At 41.3% G+C, this 25391-nt stretch carries 27 protein-coding genes; 18 read left to right on the top strand and 9 right to left on the bottom strand.

All coding sequences use genetic code 11. The annotated features are described in order from the left end of the window. Positions 1–25: 25 nt before the first annotated feature. From ICV01_RS06160 to arsB, 4 genes are read left to right on the top strand one after another with little or no spacing between them, the layout of a single operon-like run. Complete coding sequence (locus tag ICV01_RS06160) at positions 26–355, top strand: helix-turn-helix transcriptional regulator (protein ID WP_215286637.1); 330 nt, start codon at positions 26–28, stop codon at positions 353–355. Then, complete coding sequence (locus ICV01_RS06155) at positions 352–831, top strand: ArsI/CadI family heavy metal resistance metalloenzyme (RefSeq protein ID WP_215286635.1); 480 nt, start codon at positions 352–354, stop codon at positions 829–831. The genes ICV01_RS06160 and ICV01_RS06155 overlap by 4 nt, the downstream gene beginning before the upstream one ends. A 9-nt stretch (positions 832–840) precedes the next feature. Beyond that, a complete protein-coding gene (locus ICV01_RS06150) occupies positions 841–1320 on the top strand; it encodes an arsenate reductase ArsC (protein ID WP_215286634.1) in 480 nt (159 codons plus the stop codon). Next, positions 1317–2366, top strand: coding sequence for an ACR3 family arsenite efflux transporter (arsB, locus tag ICV01_RS06145; protein ID WP_215286632.1), 1050 nt, complete (start codon positions 1317–1319; stop codon positions 2364–2366). Before ICV01_RS06150 ends, arsB begins: the two co-directional genes overlap by 4 nt. A gap of 82 nt (positions 2367–2448) precedes the next feature. On the opposite strand, the gene ICV01_RS06140 is transcribed toward arsB, so the two are convergent. Further along, entirely contained in the window at positions 2449–2652 is a 204-nt protein-coding gene (locus ICV01_RS06140; protein ID WP_215286630.1) for a hypothetical protein, read from the bottom strand. Positions 2653–2961: 309 nt separating this feature from the next. Here ICV01_RS06140 and pstS point away from each other — a divergent pair, with 309 nt between their 5' ends. The 7 genes from pstS to phoR all read left to right on the top strand — a co-directional run bounded on the left by pstS (position 2962) and on the right by phoR (position 9518). Beyond that, positions 2962–3984 carry a phosphate ABC transporter substrate-binding protein PstS gene (pstS, locus tag ICV01_RS06135; RefSeq protein ID WP_215286628.1) on the top strand — a complete coding sequence of 341 codons (1023 nt, stop codon included), beginning with the start codon at positions 2962–2964 and terminating at the stop codon, positions 3982–3984. 70 nt (positions 3985–4054) lie between these two features. Continuing rightward, positions 4055–5041 carry a phosphate ABC transporter permease subunit PstC gene (pstC, locus tag ICV01_RS06130; RefSeq protein WP_215286626.1) on the top strand — a complete coding sequence of 329 codons (987 nt, stop codon included), beginning with the start codon at positions 4055–4057 and terminating at the stop codon, positions 5039–5041. Beyond that, positions 5038–5904: a phosphate ABC transporter permease PstA gene (pstA, locus tag ICV01_RS06125; protein ID WP_215286624.1), complete on the top strand. Its 867-nt coding sequence runs from the start codon at positions 5038–5040 to the stop codon at positions 5902–5904. The genes pstC and pstA overlap by 4 nt, the downstream gene beginning before the upstream one ends. 41 nt (positions 5905–5945) lie before the next feature. Continuing rightward, positions 5946–6731 carry a phosphate ABC transporter ATP-binding protein PstB gene (pstB, locus tag ICV01_RS06120; RefSeq protein WP_215289164.1) on the top strand — a complete coding sequence of 262 codons (786 nt, stop codon included), beginning with the start codon at positions 5946–5948 and terminating at the stop codon, positions 6729–6731. Positions 6732–6764: 33 nt separating this feature from the next. Then, on the top strand, positions 6765–7469 hold the full coding sequence (gene phoU, locus ICV01_RS06115) for a phosphate signaling complex protein PhoU (RefSeq protein WP_215286622.1): 705 nt from the start codon (positions 6765–6767) through the stop codon (positions 7467–7469). Then, positions 7469–8179: a phosphate regulon transcriptional regulator PhoB gene (gene phoB, locus ICV01_RS06110; RefSeq protein ID WP_215286620.1), complete on the top strand. Its 711-nt coding sequence runs from the start codon at positions 7469–7471 to the stop codon at positions 8177–8179. The genes phoU and phoB overlap by 1 nt, the downstream gene beginning before the upstream one ends. A gap of 43 nt (positions 8180–8222) precedes the next feature. After that, on the top strand, positions 8223–9518 hold the full coding sequence (phoR, locus tag ICV01_RS06105; protein ID WP_215286618.1) for a phosphate regulon sensor histidine kinase PhoR: 1296 nt from the start codon (positions 8223–8225) through the stop codon (positions 9516–9518). A gap of 49 nt (positions 9519–9567) precedes the next feature. Here the strand turns inward: phoR and ppk1 are convergent, their stop codons facing one another. Beyond that, the gene (gene ppk1 / locus ICV01_RS06100; protein ID WP_215286616.1) at positions 9568–11655 is read right to left on the bottom strand and encodes a polyphosphate kinase 1; all 2088 of its coding nucleotides are present in this window, start codon (positions 11653–11655) and stop codon (positions 9568–9570) included. Positions 11656–11774: 119 nt separating this feature from the next. On the opposite strand from ppk1, the gene ppx reads away from it, so the two are divergent. Then, positions 11775–13334, top strand: coding sequence for an exopolyphosphatase (gene ppx / locus ICV01_RS06095; protein WP_256440691.1), 1560 nt, complete (start codon positions 11775–11777; stop codon positions 13332–13334). 59 nt (positions 13335–13393) lie between these two features. On the opposite strand, the gene ICV01_RS06090 is transcribed toward ppx, so the two are convergent. Genes ICV01_RS06090 through ICV01_RS06080 form a run of 3 tightly spaced genes read right to left on the bottom strand, consistent with a single transcriptional unit; the run spans position 13394 to position 16220 of the window. Next, positions 13394–14308: a GNAT family N-acetyltransferase gene (locus ICV01_RS06090; RefSeq protein WP_251369326.1), complete on the bottom strand. Its 915-nt coding sequence runs from the start codon at positions 14306–14308 to the stop codon at positions 13394–13396. 54 nt (positions 14309–14362) lie between these two features. Further along, on the bottom strand, positions 14363–15394 hold the full coding sequence (locus tag ICV01_RS06085; RefSeq protein WP_215286614.1) for a glycosyltransferase family 1 protein: 1032 nt from the start codon (positions 15392–15394) through the stop codon (positions 14363–14365). 19 nt (positions 15395–15413) lie between these two features. Then, a complete protein-coding gene (locus ICV01_RS06080; protein ID WP_215286612.1) occupies positions 15414–16220 on the bottom strand; it encodes a UDP-2,3-diacylglucosamine diphosphatase in 807 nt (268 codons plus the stop codon). An 86-nt stretch (positions 16221–16306) separates the two neighbouring features. Between ICV01_RS06080 and ICV01_RS06075 the strand changes: the two genes are divergently transcribed. The 3 genes from ICV01_RS06075 to ICV01_RS06065 all read left to right on the top strand — a co-directional run bounded on the left by ICV01_RS06075 (position 16307) and on the right by ICV01_RS06065 (position 19276). Beyond that, the gene (locus ICV01_RS06075) at positions 16307–17017 is read left to right on the top strand and encodes a 1-acyl-sn-glycerol-3-phosphate acyltransferase (protein ID WP_215286610.1); all 711 of its coding nucleotides are present in this window, start codon (positions 16307–16309) and stop codon (positions 17015–17017) included. Between the two features lie 66 nt (positions 17018–17083). After that, complete coding sequence (locus ICV01_RS06070) at positions 17084–18253, top strand: MFS transporter (RefSeq protein WP_215286607.1); 1170 nt, start codon at positions 17084–17086, stop codon at positions 18251–18253. A 108-nt stretch (positions 18254–18361) separates the two neighbouring features. Next, positions 18362–19276 (top strand): complex I NDUFA9 subunit family protein, encoded by a 915-nt coding sequence (locus tag ICV01_RS06065; RefSeq protein WP_215286605.1) that lies wholly within the window; start codon positions 18362–18364, stop codon positions 19274–19276. A gap of 26 nt (positions 19277–19302) precedes the next feature. Here the strand turns inward: ICV01_RS06065 and ahpF are convergent, their stop codons facing one another. Next, on the bottom strand, positions 19303–20874 hold the full coding sequence (gene ahpF, locus ICV01_RS06060) for an alkyl hydroperoxide reductase subunit F (RefSeq protein WP_215286603.1): 1572 nt from the start codon (positions 20872–20874) through the stop codon (positions 19303–19305). Between the two features lie 93 nt (positions 20875–20967). Further along, positions 20968–21531 carry an alkyl hydroperoxide reductase subunit C gene (gene ahpC, locus ICV01_RS06055; protein WP_215286601.1) on the bottom strand — a complete coding sequence of 188 codons (564 nt, stop codon included), beginning with the start codon at positions 21529–21531 and terminating at the stop codon, positions 20968–20970. 116 nt (positions 21532–21647) lie between these two features. Here ahpC and ICV01_RS06050 point away from each other — a divergent pair, with 116 nt between their 5' ends. Beyond that, positions 21648–22577 (top strand): hydrogen peroxide-inducible genes activator, encoded by a 930-nt coding sequence (locus ICV01_RS06050; RefSeq protein WP_215286599.1) that lies wholly within the window; start codon positions 21648–21650, stop codon positions 22575–22577. Between the two features lie 17 nt (positions 22578–22594). On the opposite strand, the gene ICV01_RS06045 is transcribed toward ICV01_RS06050, so the two are convergent. After that, positions 22595–23722 (bottom strand): aminotransferase class V-fold PLP-dependent enzyme, encoded by a 1128-nt coding sequence (locus ICV01_RS06045; protein WP_215286598.1) that lies wholly within the window; start codon positions 23720–23722, stop codon positions 22595–22597. 16 nt (positions 23723–23738) lie between these two features. Next, positions 23739–24185 (bottom strand): phosphate-starvation-inducible protein PsiE, encoded by a 447-nt coding sequence (locus ICV01_RS06040; RefSeq protein ID WP_215286597.1) that lies wholly within the window; start codon positions 24183–24185, stop codon positions 23739–23741. A 176-nt stretch (positions 24186–24361) separates the two neighbouring features. Here ICV01_RS06040 and ICV01_RS06035 point away from each other — a divergent pair, with 176 nt between their 5' ends. Then, the gene (locus ICV01_RS06035) at positions 24362–24703 is read left to right on the top strand and encodes a hypothetical protein (RefSeq protein ID WP_215286596.1); all 342 of its coding nucleotides are present in this window, start codon (positions 24362–24364) and stop codon (positions 24701–24703) included. A 65-nt stretch (positions 24704–24768) separates the two neighbouring features. Then, positions 24769–25389, top strand: coding sequence for a DUF6803 family protein (locus ICV01_RS06030; protein ID WP_215286595.1), 621 nt, complete (start codon positions 24769–24771; stop codon positions 25387–25389). Positions 25390–25391: the final 2 nt, after the last annotated feature.

The following is a 25391-nucleotide window of genomic DNA, read 5'->3' as shown; positions in this document are numbered from 1 at the left end:
CATATATTTCTATATAATTGGAAATATGAAAAATATAGATGCTATTAATGCTTTCCTAGCCTTAGGGCAGGAGTCCCGTTTGAATATATTTCGCTTGATTGTCCAGCGAGGGGATGTGGGTTTGACCCCTAGCGCAATTATTGAAAAGCTAGGCATTCCAAATGCGACGCTAAGTTTTCATTTAAAAGAGTTGGTGGCGGCCAATTTGCTATTGGTGGAGCGCCAAAGTAGAAATCTTATTTATCGTCCTAACGCGTCATTGGTTGAACAGTTGAGTGATTTTCTGTTGGATAACTGTTGTGGTGGGAAAAGCTGTATGCCTACCAAAGGAAAAAAGAAGGAGCAATGTTCATGAAAAGATTACACGTTCACGTTGCTGTTAAGAGTATTGAGAGCAGCATTCCTTTTTATTCCAAAATGTTTGGTTGTGAGCCAACCATCGTGAAAAGTGATTATGCAAAATGGCAATTGGAGGACCCTAAGGTCAATTTTGCTATATCAGCTCGTGGAGCTCCAGTTGGGCTGAATCATTTGGGTATTCAAGTTGAGAATGATGCCGAGCTTGGTGAAATGAAAAGCCGTTTAGATGCCATCGAAGGTGACATTGTTGAACAAGTTGGAACTGCTTGTTGCTATGCTAAATCAGACAAATATTGGGTAAATGATCCTGCCAATATTCCTTGGGAAACTTTTCATACTTTAGACACAATTCCTGTATTCAATGACACCGCATCAGCAGGTTGCTGTGTGCCAGAGCTAGTTGCTGTTAAAGAACCTCAAAGTAGTTGTTGTACCCCAAGTACAGCATCATCAAAAAAATCTTGTTGCTAAGGAGTAAATGTGAAGCAATACAATATCCTTTTCTTATGTACCCATAACTCTGCTCGTTCAGTTATTGGTGAGGCATTGGCCTCCACGCACGCTAGCGGTAGATTTGTTGGCTATTCAGCTGGTTCAACGCCTGGGACTTCCGTGAATCCCTTCGCAAGGGAAATCGCATTAGAACTTGGCTACGATGAAAGTAAGTTGCGCTCCAAATCATGGGATGAGTATGGTTTAGCTGATGCGCCTCAAATGGATTTCATCATTACCGTTTGTGATAACGCTGCGGGTGAGGTATGCCCTTTTTGGCCAGGAAAGCCTGCGACTGCTCATTGGGGGTTTCCTGACCCATCACAAGTGGAGGGTGGGGATGACCAGAAGAGACAAGCGTTTAAAGACGTAATGATTGGCTTAAAAAAGCGCATTGATCTTTTGGCTAATATGCCACTTGAAAAGTTGGATTCATTAAGCCTTAAAGAAGTGCACGAAAAAGTATGAGCAATATCACACAAAAATTATCGTTTTTAGATAGATATCTAACTGTCTGGATCTTTGCTGCCATGGCGGTTGGTATTGGTTTAGGGTATTTCTATCCAAGTGTTGAAGGGTTGATTAATCAATTCCAATCAGGTACGACCAATATTCCTATTGCGATTGGCTTGATATTGATGATGTATCCACCATTTGCCAAGGTGAAGTATGAAGAATTGCCGGATGTCTTTAAAGACAAAAAAGTATTTGGTTTGGCGATTTTATTAAATTGGATTATTGCGCCAACTTTGATGTTCTTTTTGGCCATTACATTGATGCCTCATCAACCAGAATATATGGCAGGGTTGATATTGATTGGTATAGCACCTTGTATTGCGATGGTGATTGTTTGGAACGATATTGCTAAAGGTTCCACGGAATATGCCGCAGGATTAGTGGCATTTAATGCTGTTTTCCAAGTATTGTTCTTTAGCTTATATGCTTATTTCTTCCTAACTGTATTGCCACCTTATTTTGGTTTTGCTGGTTCTGTTGTCAATATTACTATTGGTGAAATTGCTACAACAGTTGCCATCTACTTGGGTATACCTTGTGTGGCAGGGTTCTTGACGAGATTTGTCATGCTCAAGTTTGTTTCCAAAGATTGGTATCAAGATAGTTTTGTGCCCAAAATAGGCAAAATTACATTAATTGCTTTGCTATTTACGATTGTCGTCATGTTTAGTCTAAAAGGACAATTGATTCTTCAATTACCTATGGATGTTGTGGCGATTGCTATTCCGTTATTGATTTATTTTGTGGTGATGTTCGCATTGACATTCATCATTACTGGAAAAATGAAGGTAGATTACAAGCGATGCTGCACTTTATCGTTTACAGCAGCTAGTAATAATTTTGAGCTTGCTATTGCGGTGGCCATTGCAGTATTCGGAATTAATTCAGGAGCAGCTTTTGCCGCTGTCATCGGACCTCTCGTAGAGGTGCCTATTATGGTTGGATTGGTTTCTGTTGCTTTATGGGTGAAAGAGCGTTTTTTCTCTAAAAACATATAACTCAGTGAATACTGAGTTAACTAGGCAGAAATCAAAAGGCTGTAGACAATAAAAAATAGCCACTGATACAGTGGCTAAGTGGTTATTTCTTTTTCTTATCCTTCTTTTTATCTTTTTTCTTGGATTTTTTCTCTAATTTTTCTTTATTGCCGTTGGCGTAAACACACCATTTTTTGATTTCTTCAAGAAGCTCTTCTAAATCATCGTAAGGCAATGCTTTGAAATCCATCAAGCTAATCGAGCCAGATTCTTGTAATTGCTTAACCGCTTCTTCGTATGTGTACATGCTAACTCCTTTGATTGGGAAGGAGTTTCGAATAATCAATTCTCAAATACAAGAGAAATAAGGCAAGTCACAAAAAATTCATTAATTGGGGGAGGGATATAACGATCTTCATTCCCTAGTCATGCTAATTAGCCTAAAAATTATTCAGAATTTAATGAAATATATAATGATTTAACTAATTGATTAATAATGATATTTTTATAATTTATCAAACCATTGGTAGTTAATTGTGATTGTCACAAAACTTTCATAATTACTCGGTATCTTTCTCATTGTCGCGGTGTTGCGACGCTTAATGAGGAACGATATATGAAATCATTTTTTACCAAGACATTAGTTGCTAGCGCGATGGCGCTTTCAACTGTAGCAATGGCTGCTGATATGACTGGCGCTGGCGCTACATTCCCATACCCTGTATACGCTAAATGGGCTGAGGCTTATAAAGCTAAAACAGGTAATGGCTTAAATTACCAATCTATTGGCTCTTCTGGCGGTATCAAGCAGATTAAAGCTAAGACAGTTGATTTTGGCGCGTCTGATAATCCAGTTAAGTTTGAAGATCTGCAAGCTGACGGCATGGTTCAATTCCCAGCGATCATCGGTGGTGTTGTGCCTGTTATTAACGTTGATGGCGTTAAACCTGGTCAAATCAAATTGACTGGTGATGTGTTGGCACAAGTTTTCATGGGTGCTATTACGAAGTGGAACGATAAGAAAGTTGCTGATTTAAACCCTGGCGTTAAATTACCTGATGCACCTATTACTGTTGTGCACCGTGCTGATGGTTCAGGTACAACAGCGATTTTTACTGACTATTTAGCTAAAGTAAGTCCTAAGTGGAAAGAAACAGTTGGCGCAGGTGCTGCAGTTAAGTGGCCAGCAGAATCTTCAGTAGGTGGTAAAGGTAATGAAGGTGTGGCAGCAAACGTAACACGCGTTAAAAATGCGATTGGTTATGTTGAGTATGCTTACGCTAAGAAAAACAACATGACCTTTGTTAACTTGAAGAATGCAGCAGGTCATTTTGTGGCTCCTGATGATGACACATTCGCGGCTGCAGCAGCAGGTACAGATTGGTCAAAAGTTCCAGGTATGGGTACATTCATTACCAATGCTCCTGGTGCTAAATCATGGCCAATCACTGGCGCATCATTCATCTTGATCTATAAGAACCCAGAGAATAAAGCGAATGCTGCTGAAGTATTGAAGTTCTTTGATTATGCTTTCAAAGAAGGTAAGAAGATGGCTGCGGACTTAGATTACGTGCCAATGCCTGACGCTACAACTGATTTCATTCGTAAGAACGTTTGGACTCAAGTTAAAACGAAGTAATTAAAAAATAAAAACTGTTGAATAGGTTACAGCCCACTTGTGGGCTGTAATCATGAAAACTAGGATAGATATGAATACCAGTCAGTCTTCTGATATGTTGACGCCTCGAGCTGAAAAGATTTTAAAAATTCAGCGCATGCAGGATTTTTTATTTCATAAGACAACGCTATTTTTTGCTTTATCTGTATTAATAACTTTATTGGGAATTATTGTTTCTTTAGTTATTAATGCTTGGCCAGCTTTGAAAGCTTTTGGCCTAGGATTTTTCTTTACGGTTGAGTGGGACATTATTAACGGCCAGTTTGGCGGCATGATCGCTATTTTTGGTACGGTTGTTACTGCTTTAATCGCGCTTTTAATTGCAGTGCCTCTTAGTTTTGGCGTTGCAGTGTTCTTGACTGAGACTTGCCCAATTCCTTTGAGGCGGCCACTTGGCACCGCTGTGGAATTGTTGGCTGCTGTGCCATCTATTATTTACGGTATGTTTGGCCTCTTTATTTTTGCGCCGCTGTATGCTGAGTATATTCAGCCAGTGTTAGCTGCTACTTTAGGCCAGATCCCAGGTTTGCATTATTTATTTGCTGGTGCCTTTAATGGTATTGGCATTTTGTGTGCAGGTTTAATTTTGGCCATGATGATTTTGCCCTTTATTGCCTCCGTAATGCGCGATGTCTTTGAGATTGTGCCGCCTGTATTAAAAGAGTCTGCATATGGCATTGGTTGCACTACTTGGGAAGTGGTGAATAAGATTGTGTTGCCATATACCAAGACAGGCGTTATCGGCGGCATTATGTTGGGTCTTGGTCGTGCTTTGGGTGAGACGATGGCTGTAACGTTTGTGATTGGTAATGCGCATAAGTTATCAGCATCTTTGTTTGCGCCAGGCAATTCGATTGCGTCTACTTTAGCTAATGAATTCGGTGAGGCGGAACCTGGCTTACATTTCTCATCTTTATTTGCTTTAGGCCTAGCACTATTCGTTATCACTTTTATCGTTTTGGCTTTAGCTAAGTTAATGTTGGCTCGTATGGAAGCCGGTCAGGGTAAAAAGACATGAGTATTCATTCAAACATGAACCCATCTATTTATGGGGCGCGCAAACGTGCCAACTTTATTGGCATGGCTTTGTCTATGTTCGCTATGAGTTTAGGCATGATTTTCTTATTGTGGATTTTGGGTGTGCTTTTATTTAAAGGGTTCTCATCCGTTAATTTGCAGATGTTTATCGCTAGTACGCCAGCGCCAGGTTCTGAAGGTGGTGGTCTTGCCAATGCGATTATGGGTAGCTTGTTGATCGTGATTAGCTGTACTTTAATTAGTACACCGATCGGCGTTATGGCTGGCATTTATTTATCTGAGTATGGCGCGCGTAGTAAGTTTGCATCCGTTACACGATTTGTAACGGACATTATGTTGTCAGCACCGTCGATTGTGATTGGTTTGTTCGTTTATGCCATTTTGGTAGCGCAAGTACGCCATTTCTCTGGATGGGCGGGAACGATTTCATTGGCTTTAATTGCTATTCCAGTGGTGGTTAGAACTACTGAAAATATGTTGCAGTTGGTGCCTGGTAGCTTAAGAGAAGCTGCTTATGCTTTGGGTGCGCCTAAGTGGAAAGTGGCATTTAGCGTGACTTTAAAGGCCGCCCAAAGTGGTGTTGTCACAGGTATTTTGTTGGCGCTAGCTCGTGTGAGTGGTGAAACTGCACCTTTATTGTTTACAGCACTTAATAATCAATTCTTCTCTATGAATATGAATGCGCCAATGGCTAACTTGCCAGTGGTGATTTTCCAGTTTGCTATGAGCCCTTATGAAAATTGGGTGAATTTGGCTTGGGGTGGTGCATTGTTAATTACATTCGTTGTATTGGGATTAAACATCATTACTCGTGTGATGTTTAGAAGCAAAGTGCAAGGGTAATCATGCGACTTACTTTTGCTGAGGAAAAAAATCAAGGATCTATGATGACTGAAACTAGCCAAGATACATTATTAAAAAATGCATTAGAAATTAAAAATCTTAATTTCTATTATGGGTCTTTTCAAGGCTTGAAGAATATCAATTTAGATATTGCTGAAAAGCATGTCACAGCTTTTATTGGACCATCTGGTTGCGGTAAATCAACTTTATTGCGTACGCTCAATCGTATGTATGATTTATATCCAGGTCAACGCGCTGAGGGCGAAATCAATTTTTATGGCCAAAACATTTTGGATCCTAAGCAAGACTTGAACCTTTTGCGTTCTAGAGTGGGTATGATTTTCCAAAAGCCAACGCCATTCCCGATGTCTATTTATGACAATATTGCCTTTGGAGTGAAGCTGTATGAGTCACTATCGAGAGCAGAGATGGATGAGCGCGTGGAGTGGTCTTTGACAAAAGCTGCTTTATGGGGCGAAGTAAAAGACAAGCTCAACCAGAGCGGTTTATCTTTGTCTGGTGGTCAGCAACAACGTTTATGTATTGCTCGCGGTGTCGCGGTTAAGCCATCTATTTTGCTATTAGATGAGCCAACATCTGCGCTTGATCCTATTTCTACAGCTAAAGTAGAAGAACTTGTGCATGAGTTGAAGAAAGACTATACGATTGCTATTGTGACGCATAACATGCAGCAAGCTGCTCGCGTTTCAGATTTCACAGCTTATATGTATTTGGGTGAGATGGTTGAATTCGGTAAAACTGATGAGTTATTCATTAAACCAAAACGTAAAGAAACAGAAGACTACATTACGGGCCGTTTTGGTTAATCAGCGTACCCATTGAATATAGGAGAGTAAAAAATGCCAGATAAACATCTTTCTTCCCAGTTTGACGCAGACCTTAATGGTATTTGCGGCAAATTACTTGAAATGGGTGGCTTAGTTGAGTCGCAAGTATCCATTGCCATGCGTGCTTTTGCGCAGTTAGATCCTGAGTTGGCCGATCAGGTGATGGCTCGTGAGCGTGAAGTGAATGATTTTGAGATTTCTATTGATTCAGCTTGTACGGAATTAATCGCGCGTCGCCAGCCAACCGCTAGAGATTTACGTTTGGTGATGGCAGTATCTAAGGCGATTACTAATTTAGAGCGCGCAGGGGATGAAGCAGACCGCATTGCTAGAAGAACTAAGCACATTATGGAAGATAGCGCTTCTCATGGCATTAATACTGCAGAGATTCGTTTGTCCGGCCAGATGGCTGTTTCGTTATTGCGTCGCAGTTTGGATTCTTTTGCACGTCTTGATACAAAAGCTGCTGCTGAAGTGGTGCATGAAGACAAGCAGATTGATGAAGAGTTCCGTGCGTTTGTGCGTAAATTGGTTAGTTATATGTCTGAAGACCCAAGAACTATTTCTGTGGCTTTAGATATGTTATTTATTGCTAAAGCGGTAGAGCGCATCGGTGATCATGCGAAGAATATCGCTGAGTTTGTTATTTATATCGTGAAGGGTACGGATGTACGTCATTTGCCACACGATCAACTTTCTCAAGAGGCCAATAGTTAATGGCTAGTAGCATCCTAATCGTTGAAGATGAACCATCGATTGCTGAATTGATTTCAGTCAATCTTAGTCATGCTGGTTTTTTGCCTGTAAGAGCCTTTCAGACTGATCAGGCTTTGCAGTTGATGAAAGAGGTATTGCCTGATTTGGTTATTTTGGATTGGATGCTACCTGGTAAATCCGGCATTCAATTTGCAAAAGAGTTGCGAGCTAATGAGAGAACGAAAGATATTCCTATTATCTTATTGACTGCTCGCAGTGAAGAGATGGATAAGATTGCCGGTCTTGAGGCGGGTGCTGACGATTATGTTACCAAGCCATTTTCGCCTAAAGAATTAGTGGCGCGTGTTCGAGCTGTTTTACGTCGTCGTTCGCCTCAATTAGCGGATGAGGTGGTGCAGATTAACCATCTACGCTTAGATCCAGTGTCCCATCGGGTCACTTCCGTGAGCGGTTCTAACGAAATTAGCCTTGATTTAGGTCCAACCGAGTTTAGACTACTTCATTTCTTAATGACACATCCGGAGAGAGTTCACTCTAGAGGTCAATTGCTTGATAAGGTGTGGGGTGATCATGTGTTTGTTGAGGAACGCACGGTGGATGTTCATATTAAGCGCCTAAGGGCTGCTTTAGCCCCAGCTGATTGCCAAAACTTTATTGAAACTGTTAGGGGTAGCGGTTACAGGTTAACTAAAACACCTAGCTCATCTTAAGTATTCAGAGCATTCGCTTTAAAGACTTGTTAAGATTCGTATTATGTTGTCTTTAAAAGCACGTATTCTCACGATTATTTTTTTAGTCGCCTGTATTTCATGGCTGTCTGGCGAGATATGGGGCGCCATTTATGCTTGGGTCGCCGCAACAGTTTGCTTGGCTCTGATGCTAGTTCACCAACTTTGGCACTCTAATCGTTTTAGCAATTTACTTTTGTCACCTAGTTATGGGGAAGTGCCCGTTGCTGTGGGCATTTGGGGTGAGATTTATTACCGTTTGCATAAATTAGTTAGATCCTGGCGTGATCAAGTTTTAGAGGTTGAGCAACAGCACAATCGATTTATTCAGGCAATTCAAGCGTCTCCTAACGGCGTCATCATGCTTAATGAGGACGATCAAGTAGAGTGGTGTAACGCAATTGCCGAATCCCATTTTGGCCTTAATGCGCGTAGGGATGCTATGCAGCGTATTACGCACATCATCAGAAGACCTTCTTTTGTGCAATATATTCTTCGACAGAATTATCGAAACCCAATTCGTTTGGCGAATATGGGGCAGTTTGAGCAATATTCTTTAGATGTGCAGATTTTTCCATATGGCGATAAACAAAAACTCGTGCTATCCCAAGACGTTTCTCAAATTGAAAAAACAGATGCTATGCGACGAGATTTCGTGGCGAACGTTTCTCATGAGCTTAAAACGCCATTAACTGTTCTGTCTGGTTTTTTGGAAACTGTTCATGAATTTGAACTTGAAAAAAATGATCGAGATCGTTATATCCAGATGATGCAGGTGCAGACTGGGCGCATGAAAACTTTGGTCGATGATTTGTTAACTCTAGCCAAGTTGGAAGGTAATCCTGAGCCACCTTCAACCCAACCAATTGGTATGGCGCAGGTGATTTCGCGTTTGCAGTTAGATGCGGAAGGGCTATCTCAAGGACAGCATCAGATATTTGTTGAAAAACATTCTGATAGTGATTTATTGGGGGATGAAGCTGAGTTGTACTCAGCCTTCAGTAATTTAGTTTCCAACGCGGTTAGATACACGCCTAGTGGCGGTCAAATCCACATAATTTGGTCTGGTGCGGAAGATGGTGGTGTTGAGTTGTCTGTTAAAGATACTGGGGCGGGTATTTCAGAGGAGCACTTACCTCGATTAACGGAGCGTTTTTATCGAGTGGATCGCAGTCGCTCAAGAGATACGGGTGGAACAGGCTTAGGTTTGGCGATTGTTAAGCATGTTGCCAATCGTCACCAAGGTGATTTAAAAATCACTTCTCAACTAGGGGTTGGCAGTACATTTTGCTTACACTTTCCTAAGCAGCGGGTGGCTTAAGAGATAGCTGCTACTCAACGACTCATTTGTTGAGTAGCCTATTGAGCATTTAACGAGTTAGCAAGTTCACTAATTCTTTTTGACCAATATAGCCAGTTGAGCCGGTTCTAGTTTTTGTTTGCTTATAGGTGCCATCGGAGGCCATTAGCCAGGCAGTAGCGTTATCTTTTAGAAGCATTTGCAAACCTTCTTTGATAACCCTTGATTTTAGTTTTTTATCTAAAACCGGGAAGGCCACTTCAACGCGCCTAAATAGATTTCTGTCCATCCAGTCGGCTGACGATAAATACAATGTTTCAACACCTGAAGAATGGAAGTAATAAATGCGATGGTGTTCTAGGAAGCGACCAATAATAGATCTAACTTTAATGTTCTCAGATAAGCCAGGAACGCCCGGCTTTAATGCGCAAACACCTCGAATAATTAAATCAATTTTTACGCCAGCTTGGGAGGCTTTATAAAGCTCTTGAATAATGGTTGGCTCAAGCAGGGCATTCATTTTTGCCATGATGCGTGATTTACGACCAGCTCTGGCTTCACGAGCCTCTGCGCGAATATGCGCAATCAAGTTCTCATGCATCGTAAATGGCGATTGCCATAGTTGTTTTAAGTCAACACGACGACCAGTTCCCGTTAATTGCATAAATACATGATGCATGTCTTCGCAAATTTGAGGGTGAGAGGTCATTAAGCCAAAGTCGCTATATAGCTTGGCTGTTTTAGGGTGGTAGTTGCCAGTGCCTAAATGGGCGTAGCGTTTTAGAACAGTTTTAGCTTTACGTCTACCCTCTGCAGGGGTCGTCTCGCGTCGCACAATCAGAAGCATTTTAGCGTGGCATTTGTGGCCTACGACGCCATACACCACATGCGCACCAACTTCTTCAAGTTTGGCTGCCCATGAAATATTCGTTTGTTCATCAAATCGCGCCAAGAGCTCAACAACAACAGTGACCTCTTTACCGTTTTTGGCAGCTTCCATCAAAGCATCCATCACCAAAGATTGGTCACCAGTTCGATATACGGTTTGTTTAATCGCTAAAACATTAGGATCCCGGGCTGCTGCTTTTAGTAAATCAAGTACTGGATCAAAGCTTTGGTAAGGGTGATGCAGGAGCACATCTTCTTTGCTTAAATGATCAAAGATATTATTGTTAGCAGATAAAACTAAGGATTTCTTGGGGGTATGGTTCCCAAATTTCAAGTCTGGATGATCAACCAAGTCCGGAATTTGAACTAATCTGACTAAATTAACAGGACCATCTACGCGATAACAATCTTGAGACCCCAAACTTTCAACATCCAAGAGATACTCTCTTAAATGATCAGGCATATCAGCAGTGATTTCTAGGCGAACAGCATCTCCTAAGTGGCGCGTAGGTAATTCACCTTGAAGGGCGGCTCTTAAGTCTGTGATGTCATCTTCTGATACAAATAAATCTGAGTTGCGAGTGACTCTAAACTGGTGGCATCCCGTTACAGTCATGCCTTGGAATAGTTCAGGTACGAACGCCTGCATAAATGACGATAGCAACACAAATCCATTGGGAGCATTGCTTAAATGCGGTGGCATTGGCACAACGCGTGGTAAAGATCTAGGTGCTTGCACGACTGCTAAGCTAGCTGTTCGACCAAAAGCATCTTCACCATCTAAAGTAACAAAAAAGTTTAAGCTTTTGTTAATTACTTTAGGAAAAGGGTGGGCTGGGTCTAAGGCAATGGGCGTTAGTAGTGGTACGAGTTCTTTATCAAAGAACTCTTTCGCCCAAGTTCGTTGCGCGGGAGTCCAGTCTTCTGCTAAATAAAACACAATTCCTTCTTTGTTTAATTTAGGAAGAATGTCTTCTTTAAGTAGTTTATATTTTCTGGCAACCAAGGCATGCGCTTGTTCAGTAACTATCTGATACGCATTAGCGATGGTGAGGCCATCGGGTGTTTTATTTTTTGGATTATCTTTTAATTGTTCTTTAAGACCCGAAATGCGCACCTCAAAAAACTCATCCATGTTACTTGACACAATGCAGACAAATCTTAAGCGCTCTAATAGAGGTGTTTTAGGATCTTCTGCTTGCGCTAGTACTCTTGAATTAAACTCAAGAACACCAATTTCACGATTGAGTAGAGGGGTTTTTGTTTGCATGCCACCAGTGTTGCAAAAAAATGTGACAACTATGTGACATATTTGTGAACTTGAATTGTCATCATCTAGTCACATTTAAGTCATAATCTCTTGGTCTCAATATAAATCTAACTATTTCCTTGAAATCCCTCAATCAACTAACCAATAAAACCACTAAAACAGATGATTTGGTGGCTGCAGTTGATTTGGGGTCGAATAGTTTTAGGATGGTGATTGCTAAGGTTATCAATTCCCCATCTGGCACGCAATTGCAAGCGATTGATACCTTGCGAGAGTCAGTTCGTTTAGCGGCAGGCCTTACTGAAGATAAAAAGCTGGATCAAAAGTCGATTTCTAGAGGTTTAGCTGCGTTACATCGTTTTGGTGATCGTTTAAGAAATTTCGACCCTAAAAAAGTAAGGGTTGTCGCTACTAATACATTGCGAGTAGCTCGTAACGCCGATGCTTTTATTGTGGAAGCGGAAAAATTATTGGGTTTCCCGATTGAAGTGATTGCTGGCAGGGAAGAGGCTCGACTGATTTATATCGGCGCTTCCCATGATGCGCCAGCATGTGAAGGTAAAAGATTTGTTTTGGATATTGGTGGTGGATCTACGGAATTCATCATTGGCGATGGTTATGAGCCTAAATTGTTGGAATCACTTTATATTGGGTGCGTTTCATTTAGCCAGCAGTATTTTCCCGGCGGACTCGTTGATGCTTACAGTTTTAAGCAGGCGCAGTTGGCTGCTAGACGTGAGATACAGGTTATTTCATCGCAGTTTAGAAAAATGGGCTGGAAGCAAGCCATTGGTTCTTCTGGAACCGCTAGAGCTATTGCTGAATTAATCGCTTTAAATGGGTTTGATGGTTCTCCTCATGATTTACCCGTTAGTGGAGCCGGCGGAATCATCACCTTGGACGCATTGCATCAATTAAGAAAGGCCTTGATTGATGCTGAATATATTGATACGTGTCACTTAGAAGGACTTAAAAACGACCGTAGGCCTGTATTGCCAGGTGGTTTAGCTATCATGATTGCTGCATTTGATGAGTTAGGCATTGAACGTATGGAGGTGACTGAGGCCGCTTTACGTTTAGGTGTTTTATACGATTTAATAGGGCGTTCGCAGCACCACGATATGCGCTTTGTAACGGTTGAACAGTTTAAGCAACGGTATGGTGTTGATGTATCTCAGGCTAATCGTGTCAGTGAGTTCGCGGTACATTTTTTGAATCAATTTCCTAAGCCAAAAAATGAAGATAGAAAAGACAACATTCATATTTTGTCTTGGGCCGCAAAACTACATGAGATTGGTTTGAGTATTTCCCATAATGGTTACCATCGGCATTCCGCTTATATTGCATCTCATGCCGATATGCCTGGTTTTTCAAGGTTAGATCAGGCGAGATTGGCCGCTTTACTTTTAGGACATACTGGTAAGCTTGGTAAGATTTCTGTCGGATCAACTTACATTGATTGGCGGATGTTGTTTTGCTTGCGTTTAGCGCACGTGTTGTGTCGTCGCAGAGATAACGAGCCTATTCCAGATATCGCTGTCAAAGAAATTGATAATGGATATCTTCTTAAAGTACCTAAAGCTTGGGCCAATAAAAATCCATTAACCCAGTTTGGCCTAGAAAAAGAATCTGCTGATTGGGAAAAGATTGGCCGTACTTATCGGATTGAACTTATTTAATAAACTTTACCCATCAATAAAAAAGGGAGCCGAAGCTCCCTTTTTTATTAGGCAAAATATTAAGCTAAGAAGTGTTTAGCGTAACGAGGATGAATGTCACCTAAGCGGAGCATAGTTAGGAAATCTGCTGTATTAAAGTCAGGATCCCATGCTGGGTCGCCGCACACCTTAGCACCTAATCTTAGATAGCCTTTGATAAGGGCAGGTGGATCAACATCTAAATTGCTATTAAGTTCTTCAATAGGTAATGCAAGTCGTGGGAATACACGATATTCAATATCAGTTAAGTGGTTGGCATTAAGCATCTTAGATAAGCTAGCAGCATAGTGGCCACCATCACCCATCTGAACGCTTGCGCAACCTAACATGATTTCATAATCATTTTTCTTCATGTACTGACCAAGACCACTCCATAAAGCCATGATCACGCCACCAGAACGGTAGTCTCTATGAACGCAAGAGCGACCTACCTCAACCATTTTTGATCTTAAATGACGCAAACGTACTAGATCAAATTCTGAGTCGGAGTAAAAACATCCCATTTGCTTGGCTTGGTGAGGCGGGAGTACGCGGTATGTGCCAATTACTTTTAGAGTTTCGTTGTCGCGAACAATTAAATGTTCACAAAAATCATCAAAAATATCAACATCTAAGCCATCTTTATTAGGCTTTAAACGTGCACCCATTTCTTCAGCAAATACTTTATAGCGTAAGCGCTGTGCTTCACGTACTTCATCTTGATGACGTGCCCAGCTTAATGAAATAGGGTTTTGCTTATTGGTGTGAACAGCTGGCGCTTCTTGTTTACTAGCTGAGTTGTTCGCTGAATCATCTGCTTTTGGCTTTAGGCGAATCATTTTCTCTTGCAAAATTTTATGCAAAGGCGCAATTCGTTCAGATAGGGTTTTCTTGTCAGATTTATTTTTAGTTAGGGCATCAGTTAATGATGACCAAGGATTAGGTAACTCTCTCATATATTTATCTCTATGTTTATTCTGTTAATGCAGATAATGTAGATTTCCAATATGTCAGGCTAATGACGCCAATTTGACAGTTGTATGACCATTGGCTGGTTTTAAGTGGCTTAAAAATTGATGGCTAGCCACTTCCCATGAAAATTTTTCGGCATGACCCCTAGCAACTTCTCTAGGAATATTGAGGGCTGATAGGCACGCTAAACGTAAGTCATCGTGCATGGCGCCAGCGCCGGAAGTTCCGATCACATCGATAGGGCCTGTGACAGGGTAGGCTGCGACTGGTAAGCCACATGCCATCGCTTCTAGCAATACCAAACCAAATGTGTCGGTTTTGCTAGGGAATACGAATACATCTGCTGCTGCATAAACAGCAGCCAACTTTTCTTGTTGCAAGACGCCTAGATAATTAACATCTGGGTATTTTTCTTTGAGGCCATTAAGCGCTGGGCCATCACCAACCACCCACTTCGATCCAGGTAGTTTTAACTCTAAAAAAGCCTCGATATTTTTTTCAATCGCTACGCGACCTACATATAAAAAGATGGGGTGCGCTGTATTAAGTTCTTTAGATTCTTGCATCTTGAAAATATCTAAATCTACGCCTCTGGTCCAAAGAACCACATTTGTAAATCCGTAAGACTGAAGGTCTTTAACAACCACATCGGTTGGGGCCATGATGGCTAGAGATGGGTCGTGGAACCAGCGCAGAAATTTGTAGGTAACGGCCAAGGGGATGCCTGTACGCGCTTTAACATATTCAGGAAATCTGGTGTGATAAGCCGTTGAGAACGGCAGCTTGTTTTTAAGAGCATAAGCTCTTGCGGCAATACCAAGAGGGCCTTCTGTAGCAATGTGAATCGCATCCGGAGAAAAGTGATTCATTTTTGCGACAACTTTTTTCTTTGGGAACAAAGAAAGAGAGATGTCAGGGTAGGTAGGGCAGGGAATCGTTTTAAATTCTAAAGGGGTGATCATTTCAATTTCATGACCCATTTTTCTCAATTCATGCATGGTTTGTTTTAAGGTTCTAACCACGCCATTAACTTGAGGTTCCCAAGCGTCCGTCACAATCATGATTTTCATAAGATCATCCCTTAGTTTTTTAAGAAGTAGGTGCTAGGTAGTCTTTAGAGCTAGCCAAAATATGGGCAACAGGCTTTTCTAATTCATCTTTCAGGATGACTGGCCAATGCACAATTTTTAATTCGCCATTAGGTTCTTCAACCATGGCTGATAGGCTTTCAACCCAGTCGCCATCATTGCAATACAGGATGTCTTCGATCATCCTAATTTCCGCTTTATGAATATGGCCGCACACAACGCCATCGCAATTTCTGACACGAGCTTCTCTTGCCATAATTTTTTCAAAATCAGCGATAAAGCTAACTGCATTTTTGACAGAGTGCTTGAGGTATTGCGATAAAGACCAGTAGTTCAAGCCTAGGCGAGCTCTGATTTTGTTGAACCAGCCGTTAATCCAAAGAATGAAGGTGTAAAGCGTATCGCCAACATAGGCTAACCATTTGGCATACTGCATAACGCTATCGAATAAATCGCCGTGCGTGATCCAAAGTCTTTTCCCGTCGGCTGTCACATGTATGACTTCATCTTCTATTCTGATATCGCCAAAAGTCATGCCAAAATACTGACGAACCATTTCATCATGATTGCCAGGGACGTAAATAACTTCACATCCTTTTCTAGCTTTTCTAAGAAGCTTTTGTACGACATCATTATGTGATTGTGGCCAAAACCAACGTTTTTTTAGTTGCCAACCATCGATGATGTCGCCTACTAAATAGATCTTTTCGGCATCGTTGTGTTTGAGGAAGTCTAGGAGATATTTAGCCTGGCATCCTGATGTGCCGAGGTGGACGTCTGAGATCCAAATTGCTCGATAATGATTCATGAGACCCTATTGGGCACGACGAATTTGAATCTAAGATGTCAATTTGATGTCATATTGATGACACATTCTTATGGCATCCTAGTTTTATGAAAAAAATATGGCTGAGTTTGCATATAACAAGTGCTTTAGTGCAGAGCCTCTTTTTCCCATTGCTTCACCAAAAGATTAGAAAATATTTAATCAAAAAATGGTCTATTCGTCTTCTAAAAATATTAAAAGTGAAAGTGGTGTTGCAGGGTAATAGTGATGTGTTGCAACAACAAAGCGCATTTTTATTGGTGGCGAACCATATTTCTTGGTTAGATATTCATGTTTTGAACTCGATTAGACCAGTTACATTTGTGGCTAAGTCGGATGTTTCTAGTTGGCCTATCTTTGGCTATATAGCAAAATCGTTAGGGACTATTTTTTTGAAACGAGAAAAACTCTCGGACATCAAAAGAGTCATTTATTTAATGAATCAAAAAATATCGTCTTCTGAAGTGGTGGCGATATTTCCTGAGGGAACTTCTTCTGATGGGAGAAGTGTGTTGCCTTTCAAAAGTAATTTATTTCAGGCAGCTATTGATGCAGAAGGACATGTCTTGCCAATAAGGCTTAGTTATAAAGAACACGGGGCCTATACAGATCGTCCTGCTTTTATTGGGGATATGAGTTTGGTGCAGTCGATTCAACATATCTTGGCTAGTAATCATCTTGAAATAGAGCTTCAAGTATGTGCACCGTTGAGTGGCTATTCTTCAAGACAAGAATTGGCGAAGCATTCTTATAACGCTATAGCAGCCAGTTTTAGCTAATAAAAAGTATCGATAGTATGGTGTGGTGTGTGGGAGGTAGGTTGGCTCGTGCTACATTAGTCCTATATGTTTAAAACAATATTTTCATTGCCTCGAACAGTTTGGTTAATTGGGCTAATTAGCTTACTTAATGATGCTGCTAGCGAGATGTTATATCCCTTGATGCCTTTGTATTTGACGACTGTGCTGATGTCGGGCCCTAAGGCGCTTGGGATTATTGAGGGAATCGCTGAAGCAGCTTCTAGTATCTTTAAGTTGGTCTCAGGTGTTATTGTTGATAAGACTAATAAGGCTAAATCTTGGATCATTGTGGGGTATACCTTGGCGGGGCTTGGCCGACCTTTGATTGCCTTTGCTAATTCTTGGTTGTGGGTCTTGGCTATTCGGTTTACGGATCGAATGGGAAAAGGGCTAAGAAGTTCCCCTCGTGACGCTTTGCTTGCTGAAAGCGTGGGTGCTCATCAACGGGGTATTACGTTTGGCTTGCATCGCTCCATGGACAACGCAGGGGCCGTCATAGGCCCATTGTTAGCATCTCTATTTCTTTTTTTAAATGTTCCATTGCAAGAGATTTTCTTGTGGGCAATTGTTCCAGGAGTTATCACAGTTATCTTGGCTTGTTGGATAAAAGATTTACCTAGAGAGCCGGTTTCTATCAACGCTAAATTTAGTTGGTCTTTAGAAGGGATGCCTAGCGAATTTAAACGTTATCTCTTGGCAGCAGGTATTTTTGCTTTAGGTAACTCATCTGATATGTTTTTGTTATTGAGAGCTAAAGAGGTAGGTGTTCCTCAAGAGCAAATTCCATTGTTGTGGGCAGCTGTTTCATTAGTAACAACTATTTGTGGCACACCTTTATCTGCTTTATCGGATTCTTTCGGTCGTAAAAGATTTATTTTGATTGCATGGGTGGCTTTCGCATTCTTTTATATAGCTATGGGGTTGCCAGGTATTTCTGTTTATCAAATATTTGGGCTTTTTGTTGTTTATGGATTATTTAAAGCAGCTACTGAAGGTGTAGAAAAAGCCCTGGTCGCTGATTTGGCGCCTAAGGGATTAGCAGGAACAGCTTTTGGCTGGTTTAATTTGGTGACGGGGTTAATGCTTTTGCCAGCTTCTTTTATTTTTGGTTGGATTTATGAGTCGATTCAACCTTTTTATGCTTTTATGTTTTCAGGTTTATGTGCCGTAACCGCTTTTGTGCTTATGGCAGTTTGGGTATTTAAAAAGAGATAATAGAAAAATAGAAGCAGAAAAAATATAAATAAAAAAATGAAAAAAGAGAGTGTTGTTAAAGGGATCTAAAAATAACAACTTACTTTATTAATTTCGATTGAGGTAATGATGTCTAATAAGAAATCAGTTATTTTGATTGGTGGCACTGGGTTTGTAGGGCGAAAAATTGCAGCGTTATTGGTTGCGAAGGGGTATAGCGTAGTTTTGCCTACAAGGTCGTTAACTTCAGTTAAGCCCCTTTTAGTTTTGCCATCGCTTAAACCAGTCCAGATGGATGTTCATGATGAATCCCAGCTTAAAAAACTAATCACGCAGGAGTCAAGTTGTGTGGCGGTTATCAATTTAGTTGGGGTTTTGCATGACTCACCGAGCACTCCATATGGAAAGAACTTTTCTAAAAACCATGTGGAGTTACCGAGAAAAGTAATTGCCGCCATGAGGCAATCCCCCATTAGAAGACTTCTGCATATGAGCGCCTTGGGGGCAGACTCTCATGGTCCATCGATGTATCAACGTAGTAAAGGAGATGGCGAGCAGTTGGTGAAGTCTAGTGATTTGGATTGGACGATTTTCAGGCCTTCCGTTATTTTTGGTAAAGACGATAACTTTATTAATTTGTTTACCAAATTGCTTAAATTAACACCAGTCATGCCTTTAGCAGGTTATAACGCCAAGTTCCAGCCAGTTTCAGTGCGTGACGTTGCTCAGGTGTTTGTGGATGCTCTTGAAAATTCTAAAACAATTCATCAATCTTATGATTTGTGTGGACCTAAAGTTTATCGTCTCTGTGAGTTGGTTCGATTTGCTGGAGAAATGATTGGTAAGCAACGGCTTTTAATACCATTACCTAATCTGTTGGGGTACTTGCAAGCATTCTTTATCGAAAAAATGCCCGGACCCACATTGATGTCTAGAGATAATGTTTCTTCGATGTTAGTGGATAACATATTGCCCACAAATAGCTCTAATGCGATTCGTGAGGTATTTGGAATCGAGCCTGAACCATTGGAGAGCTTGCTTTGAAATGATTCAAAGCAAGCTAATTTCTTTTAATGGGCTAATGCTGGCTCTTTAACCGATGATCGGATGAGGTAATCAAAGGCGCCTAAAGAGGCTTTTGCGCCTTCACCCATAGCAATAATGATTTGCTTGTAGGGCACAGTTGTGCAGTCTCCGGCAGCGAATACCCCTGGCATCGATGTTTCACCTTTGGCATCCACGATGATTTCACCTCTAGGGCTTAAATCAATCGTACCTTTTAACCAGTCAGTATTTGGCAATAAACCAATTTGCACAAAAATACCTTCTAACTCTAGGGTGTGCGATTGATTATTGTTGCGATCTTCGTAACGTAAGGCGGTTACTTTTTGACCATCGCCAATGACTTCCTTAGTTAAAGCGCTCTTAATAATGGTGACATTATTTAAGCTCGTTAATTTCGCTTGCAATACCGCGTCAGCGCGTAACTGAGAGTCAAATTCAATCAAGGTGACATGTTGCACGATACCGGCTAAATCAATAGCTGCTTCAACGCCTGAGTTGCCTCCACCAATTACCGCCACGCGTTTACCTTTGAAGAGCGGGCCATCGCAGTGAGGGCAATACGCCACACCTTTGTTGCGGTACTCGGTTTCGCCGGGGACATTCATTTCTCTCCAGCGAGCACCTGTACTGATGATCACAGATTTGCTCTTTAATTTGGCGCCATTCTCCAATTCAACTTCTAAGCCTTGTTCATTAGAGCGTAAAGCCTTAGCGCGTTGCAAATTCATAATGTCTACGTCATAAGTCTTGACGTGTTGCTCAAGCGCCATTGCTAATTTAGGGCCTTCAGTTTCTTTAACAGAGATGAAGTTTTCAATACCCATCGTGTCCATTACTTGACCACCAAAGCGTTCGGCAACAATACCTGTGGCAATTCCTTTGCGTGCAGCGTAAATAGCTGCCGCGGCACCTGCGGGACCACCACCAATCACTAAAACGTCAAAAGCATCTTTTGCATTTAACTTAGCAGCATCTTTTTCGGATGCCTTGGTATCTAACTTCGCAACGATTTCTTCAACGCTCATGCGGCCTTGTCCAAATACAGCGCCATTCATGATCACAGTTGGTACCGCCATAATTTGATGTTGCTCTACCAAATCTTGGAAAAGTGCACCATCGACCATTTCATGTTCGATGTTGGGGTTGAGTACGGCCATTAAATTAAGAGCTTGAACAACATCAGGACAGTTGTGGCATGACAAGGATATAAATGTCTGAAAGCTTAACTTGCCAGGCAAATCTTTGATGCTATCAATAATTGCTTGCTCTACTTTTGGTGGGTACCCGCCACTTTGCAAGATGGCTAATACGAAAGAGGTCATTTCGTGCCCCATTGGAAGGCCTGCAAAATGGATTCTAGCGTTGTCTCCTACGGCACCCACGCTAAAGCTCGGACGTTTTGTTGCTTGACCGTCTGTAGATAGGGTGATTTTGTTAGATTGCTCAGCAACTTCTTGCAATAAGGTGAGCATTTCAGATGATTTTTCACTTTCATCCAAAGAAGCGACCAATGCAACTGGTTTTTCTATTTTTTCAAAGTATGCTTTGAGCTGATTTTTAAGATTTGTATCTAACATGATTGTGTCCTCGTATATTTTTTTAAAAGCCTATTGGAGAATCTAAGATTTCTCCAATAGGCTCTCGATTGAGAGCCTATTAATTAGTGCAATTTAGATCTTGCCTACTAAATCCAAGCTAGGTGTTAATGTTGCTGCGCCTTCTTTCCATTTGGCTGGGCAAACTTGACCAGGATTTGCTGCTGTGTACTGAGCAGCTTTTAGCTTGCGAAGAGTCTCTGATACATCGCGAGCGATTTCGTTTGAGTGGATTTCAGCAGTCTTAATCACGCCTTCTGGGTTGATCACGAATGTGCCGCGCAATGCCAAACCTTCTTCTTCAATGTGTACGCCAAAGCTTCTTGTCAACGTGTGTGTTGGGTCGCCTACTAATGGGAATTTGGCTTTACCAACTGCTGGTGAAGTCTCATGCCAAACTTTGTGAGAGAAGTGAGTATCAGTTGTCACGATATACACTTCAGCGCCCATTTTTTGGAATTCAGCATAGTTGTCAGCCGCATCTTCAATTTCTGTTGGGCAGTTAAATGTGAACGCTGCTGGCATGAAAATAAGAACAGACCATTTGCCTTTTAGAGTTTCATCGCTAACAGTGATGAATTTGCCGTTATGGAAGGCTTGAGTTGCGAATGGTTGAACTTGTGTATTAATGATCGACATGGTGTTTCCTTTCTGGTTAAAAATGATTGATGGGTGAATTTTGGGGGATATTGATATATTTGTATAGATAATAAATATGATAATATTTATCGAATATTCCGATAATAGGAGCCGGTATGATCGCTTTGCCTTCTATGCGCCAGTTGCGCTATCTGATAGCGGTTGGGCACTACCTTAACTTTACTAAGGCGGCTGAGCATTGTTTCGTGAGTCAATCGACTTTAAGTGCTGGCCTTAAGGAATTGGAGGACAGTTTGGGCATCCAGCTTATTGAGCGTGACCGCCAAAATGTATCGGTAACACCTATTGGCCTGGAGATGATTGCTCGGGCCAAGCAATTATTAGCTTCTGCCGAGGATATGGTTGAGTACGCTAAAGCGGCCTCTCAAGCTATGACTGGGACGATTCGATTGGGGGCGATTCCAACTATTGCACCTTTTGTTCTTCCACAGATATTGCCGGTGATCCGCGAGCGTTATCCCCATTTAAAAATTGGACTTCGTGAGGATCTATCTGCCAATTTAGTTCAGAAGATTCATGAACATCAATTGGACTTCGCTATTATTGCGCTACCTTATGAGACCGAAGGCCTTTTGGTTAAAGAGCTTTATGGGGATGAATTCTGGTTGACTGCTAAACCCGATGATCAGGCTTTAGCTGGGAAAACTGTGACCGTACCTGCCAAAATGGCTGAGCGATTATTGCTCTTAGAAGAGGGGCATTGTTTGCGTGAGCATAGCTTGAGAGCTTGTCGCCGTTCTGAGACGGCTAATGTGGATGGTTTAGAGGCAACTAGTTTGCTAACACTAGTGCAAATGGCCGACTCTGGCTTAGGTATAGCGTTATTACCGGAGATGGCTATTAGAAATGATATTCTTAAAAATACTGATTTAATTGCTAGGCCATTAGCTGCTCCAGCGCCCAAGCGCGGAATTGCATTGATTGCTAGGCAAACTACTTCACGAATTGAAGAGTTTTTGGCAATCGCTAAAGTCATGCTCGATGTCCATCAGGCTAGCCAAGTTAAGCCATTGGCCAAGCAATAGCAGTAGGCGGAAAATACTTAGCCTATGGTGTTTAGAGCGTGTTCTAGATGTTTGACCGTTCTATCGATATTTTGTAACTTTTCTAAACCAAATAAGCCAAGGCGGAAAGTTTTGAATTCTGGACCTTCGTCGCACTGTAAAGGTACGCCAGCGGCTGTTTGAAGGCCAACATTCATGAATTTCTTACCAGACTGAATTTCTGGGTCGCTCGTATAACTTACAACCACGCAAGGTGATTGAAAGCCTGGTGCTGCTACGCTAGAGAATCCTCTATTTACTAAAAGACTTCTTACTTTATTACCCAAGTCTTGCTGAGCTTTTTGTAATTTTTCAAAGCCAATACTTTGAGTTTCTTTCATGACATTTCTAAGGACCTTAAGAGCATCGGTGGGCATGGTCGTGTGGTACACGTGATTGCCACCTTCGTAAGTTTCCATGATTTGCAGCCATTTCTTTAGGTCACAAGAAAAGCTCGTACTCGTTGTGCCATCAATCTTTTGTCTTGCGCGTTCACTCAGTCCAATGAGGGCGCAACAAGGGGAGCTACTCCATCCTTTCTGTGGTGCAGTAATGAGTACATCCACGTGACATGCTTGCATATCGACCCACATAGCGCCAGAGGCAATACAATCAAGAACAAATAGGCCATCTACTGATTTAACGGCTTCGCCAATCTTCTTGAGATAGTCATCAGGCAAAATCATCCCGGCTGATGTTTCAACGTGTGGGGCAAACACAATGGCAGGTTTCTCGGTTTTGATGAAGTGAACAACCTCATCGATAGGTGCTGGAGCAAAAGGTGCATTTGGAGCACTATCAACTCTTCGAGCCTTGAGTACATGAATGTCATTGCTAATGTGGCCGGTTTCAAAAATTTGAGTCCAGCGATAACTAAACCAACCATTTCTGATAATTAGACACTTCTTGTTGGTGGCAAATTGACGGGCAACTGCTTCCATCCCATAAGTGCCGCTGCCTGGAATAACGACGGTTGAATGCGCCTTGTAAACATCTTTCAGAATAGATGAGATATCAACCATCACACGTTTAAATTCATTAGACATATGATTCAGAGATCTGTCGGTATAAACGACGGAGAACTCTAATAATCCATCTGGGTCTACATTAGGTAATAAGCCAGGCATAGGGAGTCCTTGTAGATTAGTCGGCGTTTGAATGGGATGGATATTTGTGCGAAGCGTAGCGAACTACACCATTAGCAATGGCTAAAAGAAGAATTGTTCCGCCAAGAATCAATATTTGCCAGCTGACTTCATGGTTGATATTCACCAAGTCAATAATTAAGCGTGTAACTGCCGTTATAGCAACATAAATCAAAAAACGAACAGGCATATGGTTGGTTTTAAAGTAAATGCCGACCATGGCCCCAATTTCAAGGTAAATAAATAGTAGCAATAAATCTTGTATCCCAGCGTGTGACTGATGTGTCATTTCATAAAAAGAAATAACAGCAGACCAGACGGTTGCCGCGCCAATAGCAAACAAGGCTAGTTGATGAAAGATGGTGACTAAGAGGTTGCCTAGAGGATTGAATAAATTCTCAAATTTTTTCTCAAGAGAATCTATTTTTGAATCATGGTCAGACATAGCTTTACCTCATCATGTTTGTACTCAGGGTCAAAATAATTGGGCTTTATATGCTTAGCGATTTAATCATCTCATATTTATGTATATTTTTATGATTTTCTTGGATTGGCGACAAATTCATTAAATAGGCATAAAATGAAAAAGTGAGAAAAATTTGTATAACTCTGTGCTTAAGCTTGTTCGCAAGTCTAATCCATGCCGCAGTGATGCCGATGGGCGGTGCTAGTGTTATCTCTCACTCTCAAACAATAGCATTCCAAGAACTAGAAGCGCATGAGAGCCATGATTGCGATGGGGCATTTATGTCAACCAACGTAGAACATGTTCATTCAAGTACTCATGTAAAACAGTTATGTCATGGCGATAACTATCAGTGTTGCCTAGGTTTGGTGGTGTCCCCATCTTTAAATGCTGGTTTATTTACGCTGCTAACAGAGCAGTTGGTATCGATTCATTCTTCATGGGTAACGGATCCAGTTATCCACTTCATTTATAAACCTCCAAAATTAATTATTTAAATTTTTAATATTAATAATTAAATTTGTGACTAATTATTAAGTCGCATTACATTTGGAGAAACACGATGAATATGACTCATTACATGGAGTTATTGGCTGCTAACCAGCCTTGGAACCTTATTATTTTTATGGCTATTCCAGTTATTTTGGCTGAGACTTTAGCTATTACTGAACTTTACTTGCTATTTACCAGAAAATTTAACGGAGCTGTTTATTACCTTAATAAATTTTCTGGCATTGCTGTAGGCATTTACTTTGTGGGGATTATTTACTACATCATGACTCGCGCTGTGATGCCTATTACGCAAGCGGGTGAATGGCGAACAGTGATTGATATGATTGCAGTAGGCACTTATGTGATTGCTGGTCTGCCATTAATCTGGATTGCTTTACAAGAATTTGGTTTGGTTAACAAAGCGCTAGATCAAATGGGTAAATTAAAAGTGCATGCAATTTGTATCGCACTATTTTTAGTTTTTGGTCATATTGCTATGATCGCTGGAATGTTAGACCCGTCTATTCTTGGTTATCAGGGTGGGGTATCTCATGGTCATCAAATGGAACAGGGTGGCCCATCTGTTTCTGCTAATGATATGAGCAATAAAATGGGCGATCATCAGAAGATGATGAGAGATCATATGTCTAATCAGAGCATCAAGCCTGATAGTAATATCCACAAGCACTAATA

Source organism: Polynucleobacter sp. MWH-Spelu-300-X4 (assembly GCF_018687515.1).
GTDB lineage: Bacteria > Pseudomonadota > Gammaproteobacteria > Burkholderiales > Burkholderiaceae > Polynucleobacter.
The sequence above is the reverse complement of the archived record's forward strand: the minus strand, read 5'-3'. Positions and strand labels throughout refer to the sequence as shown.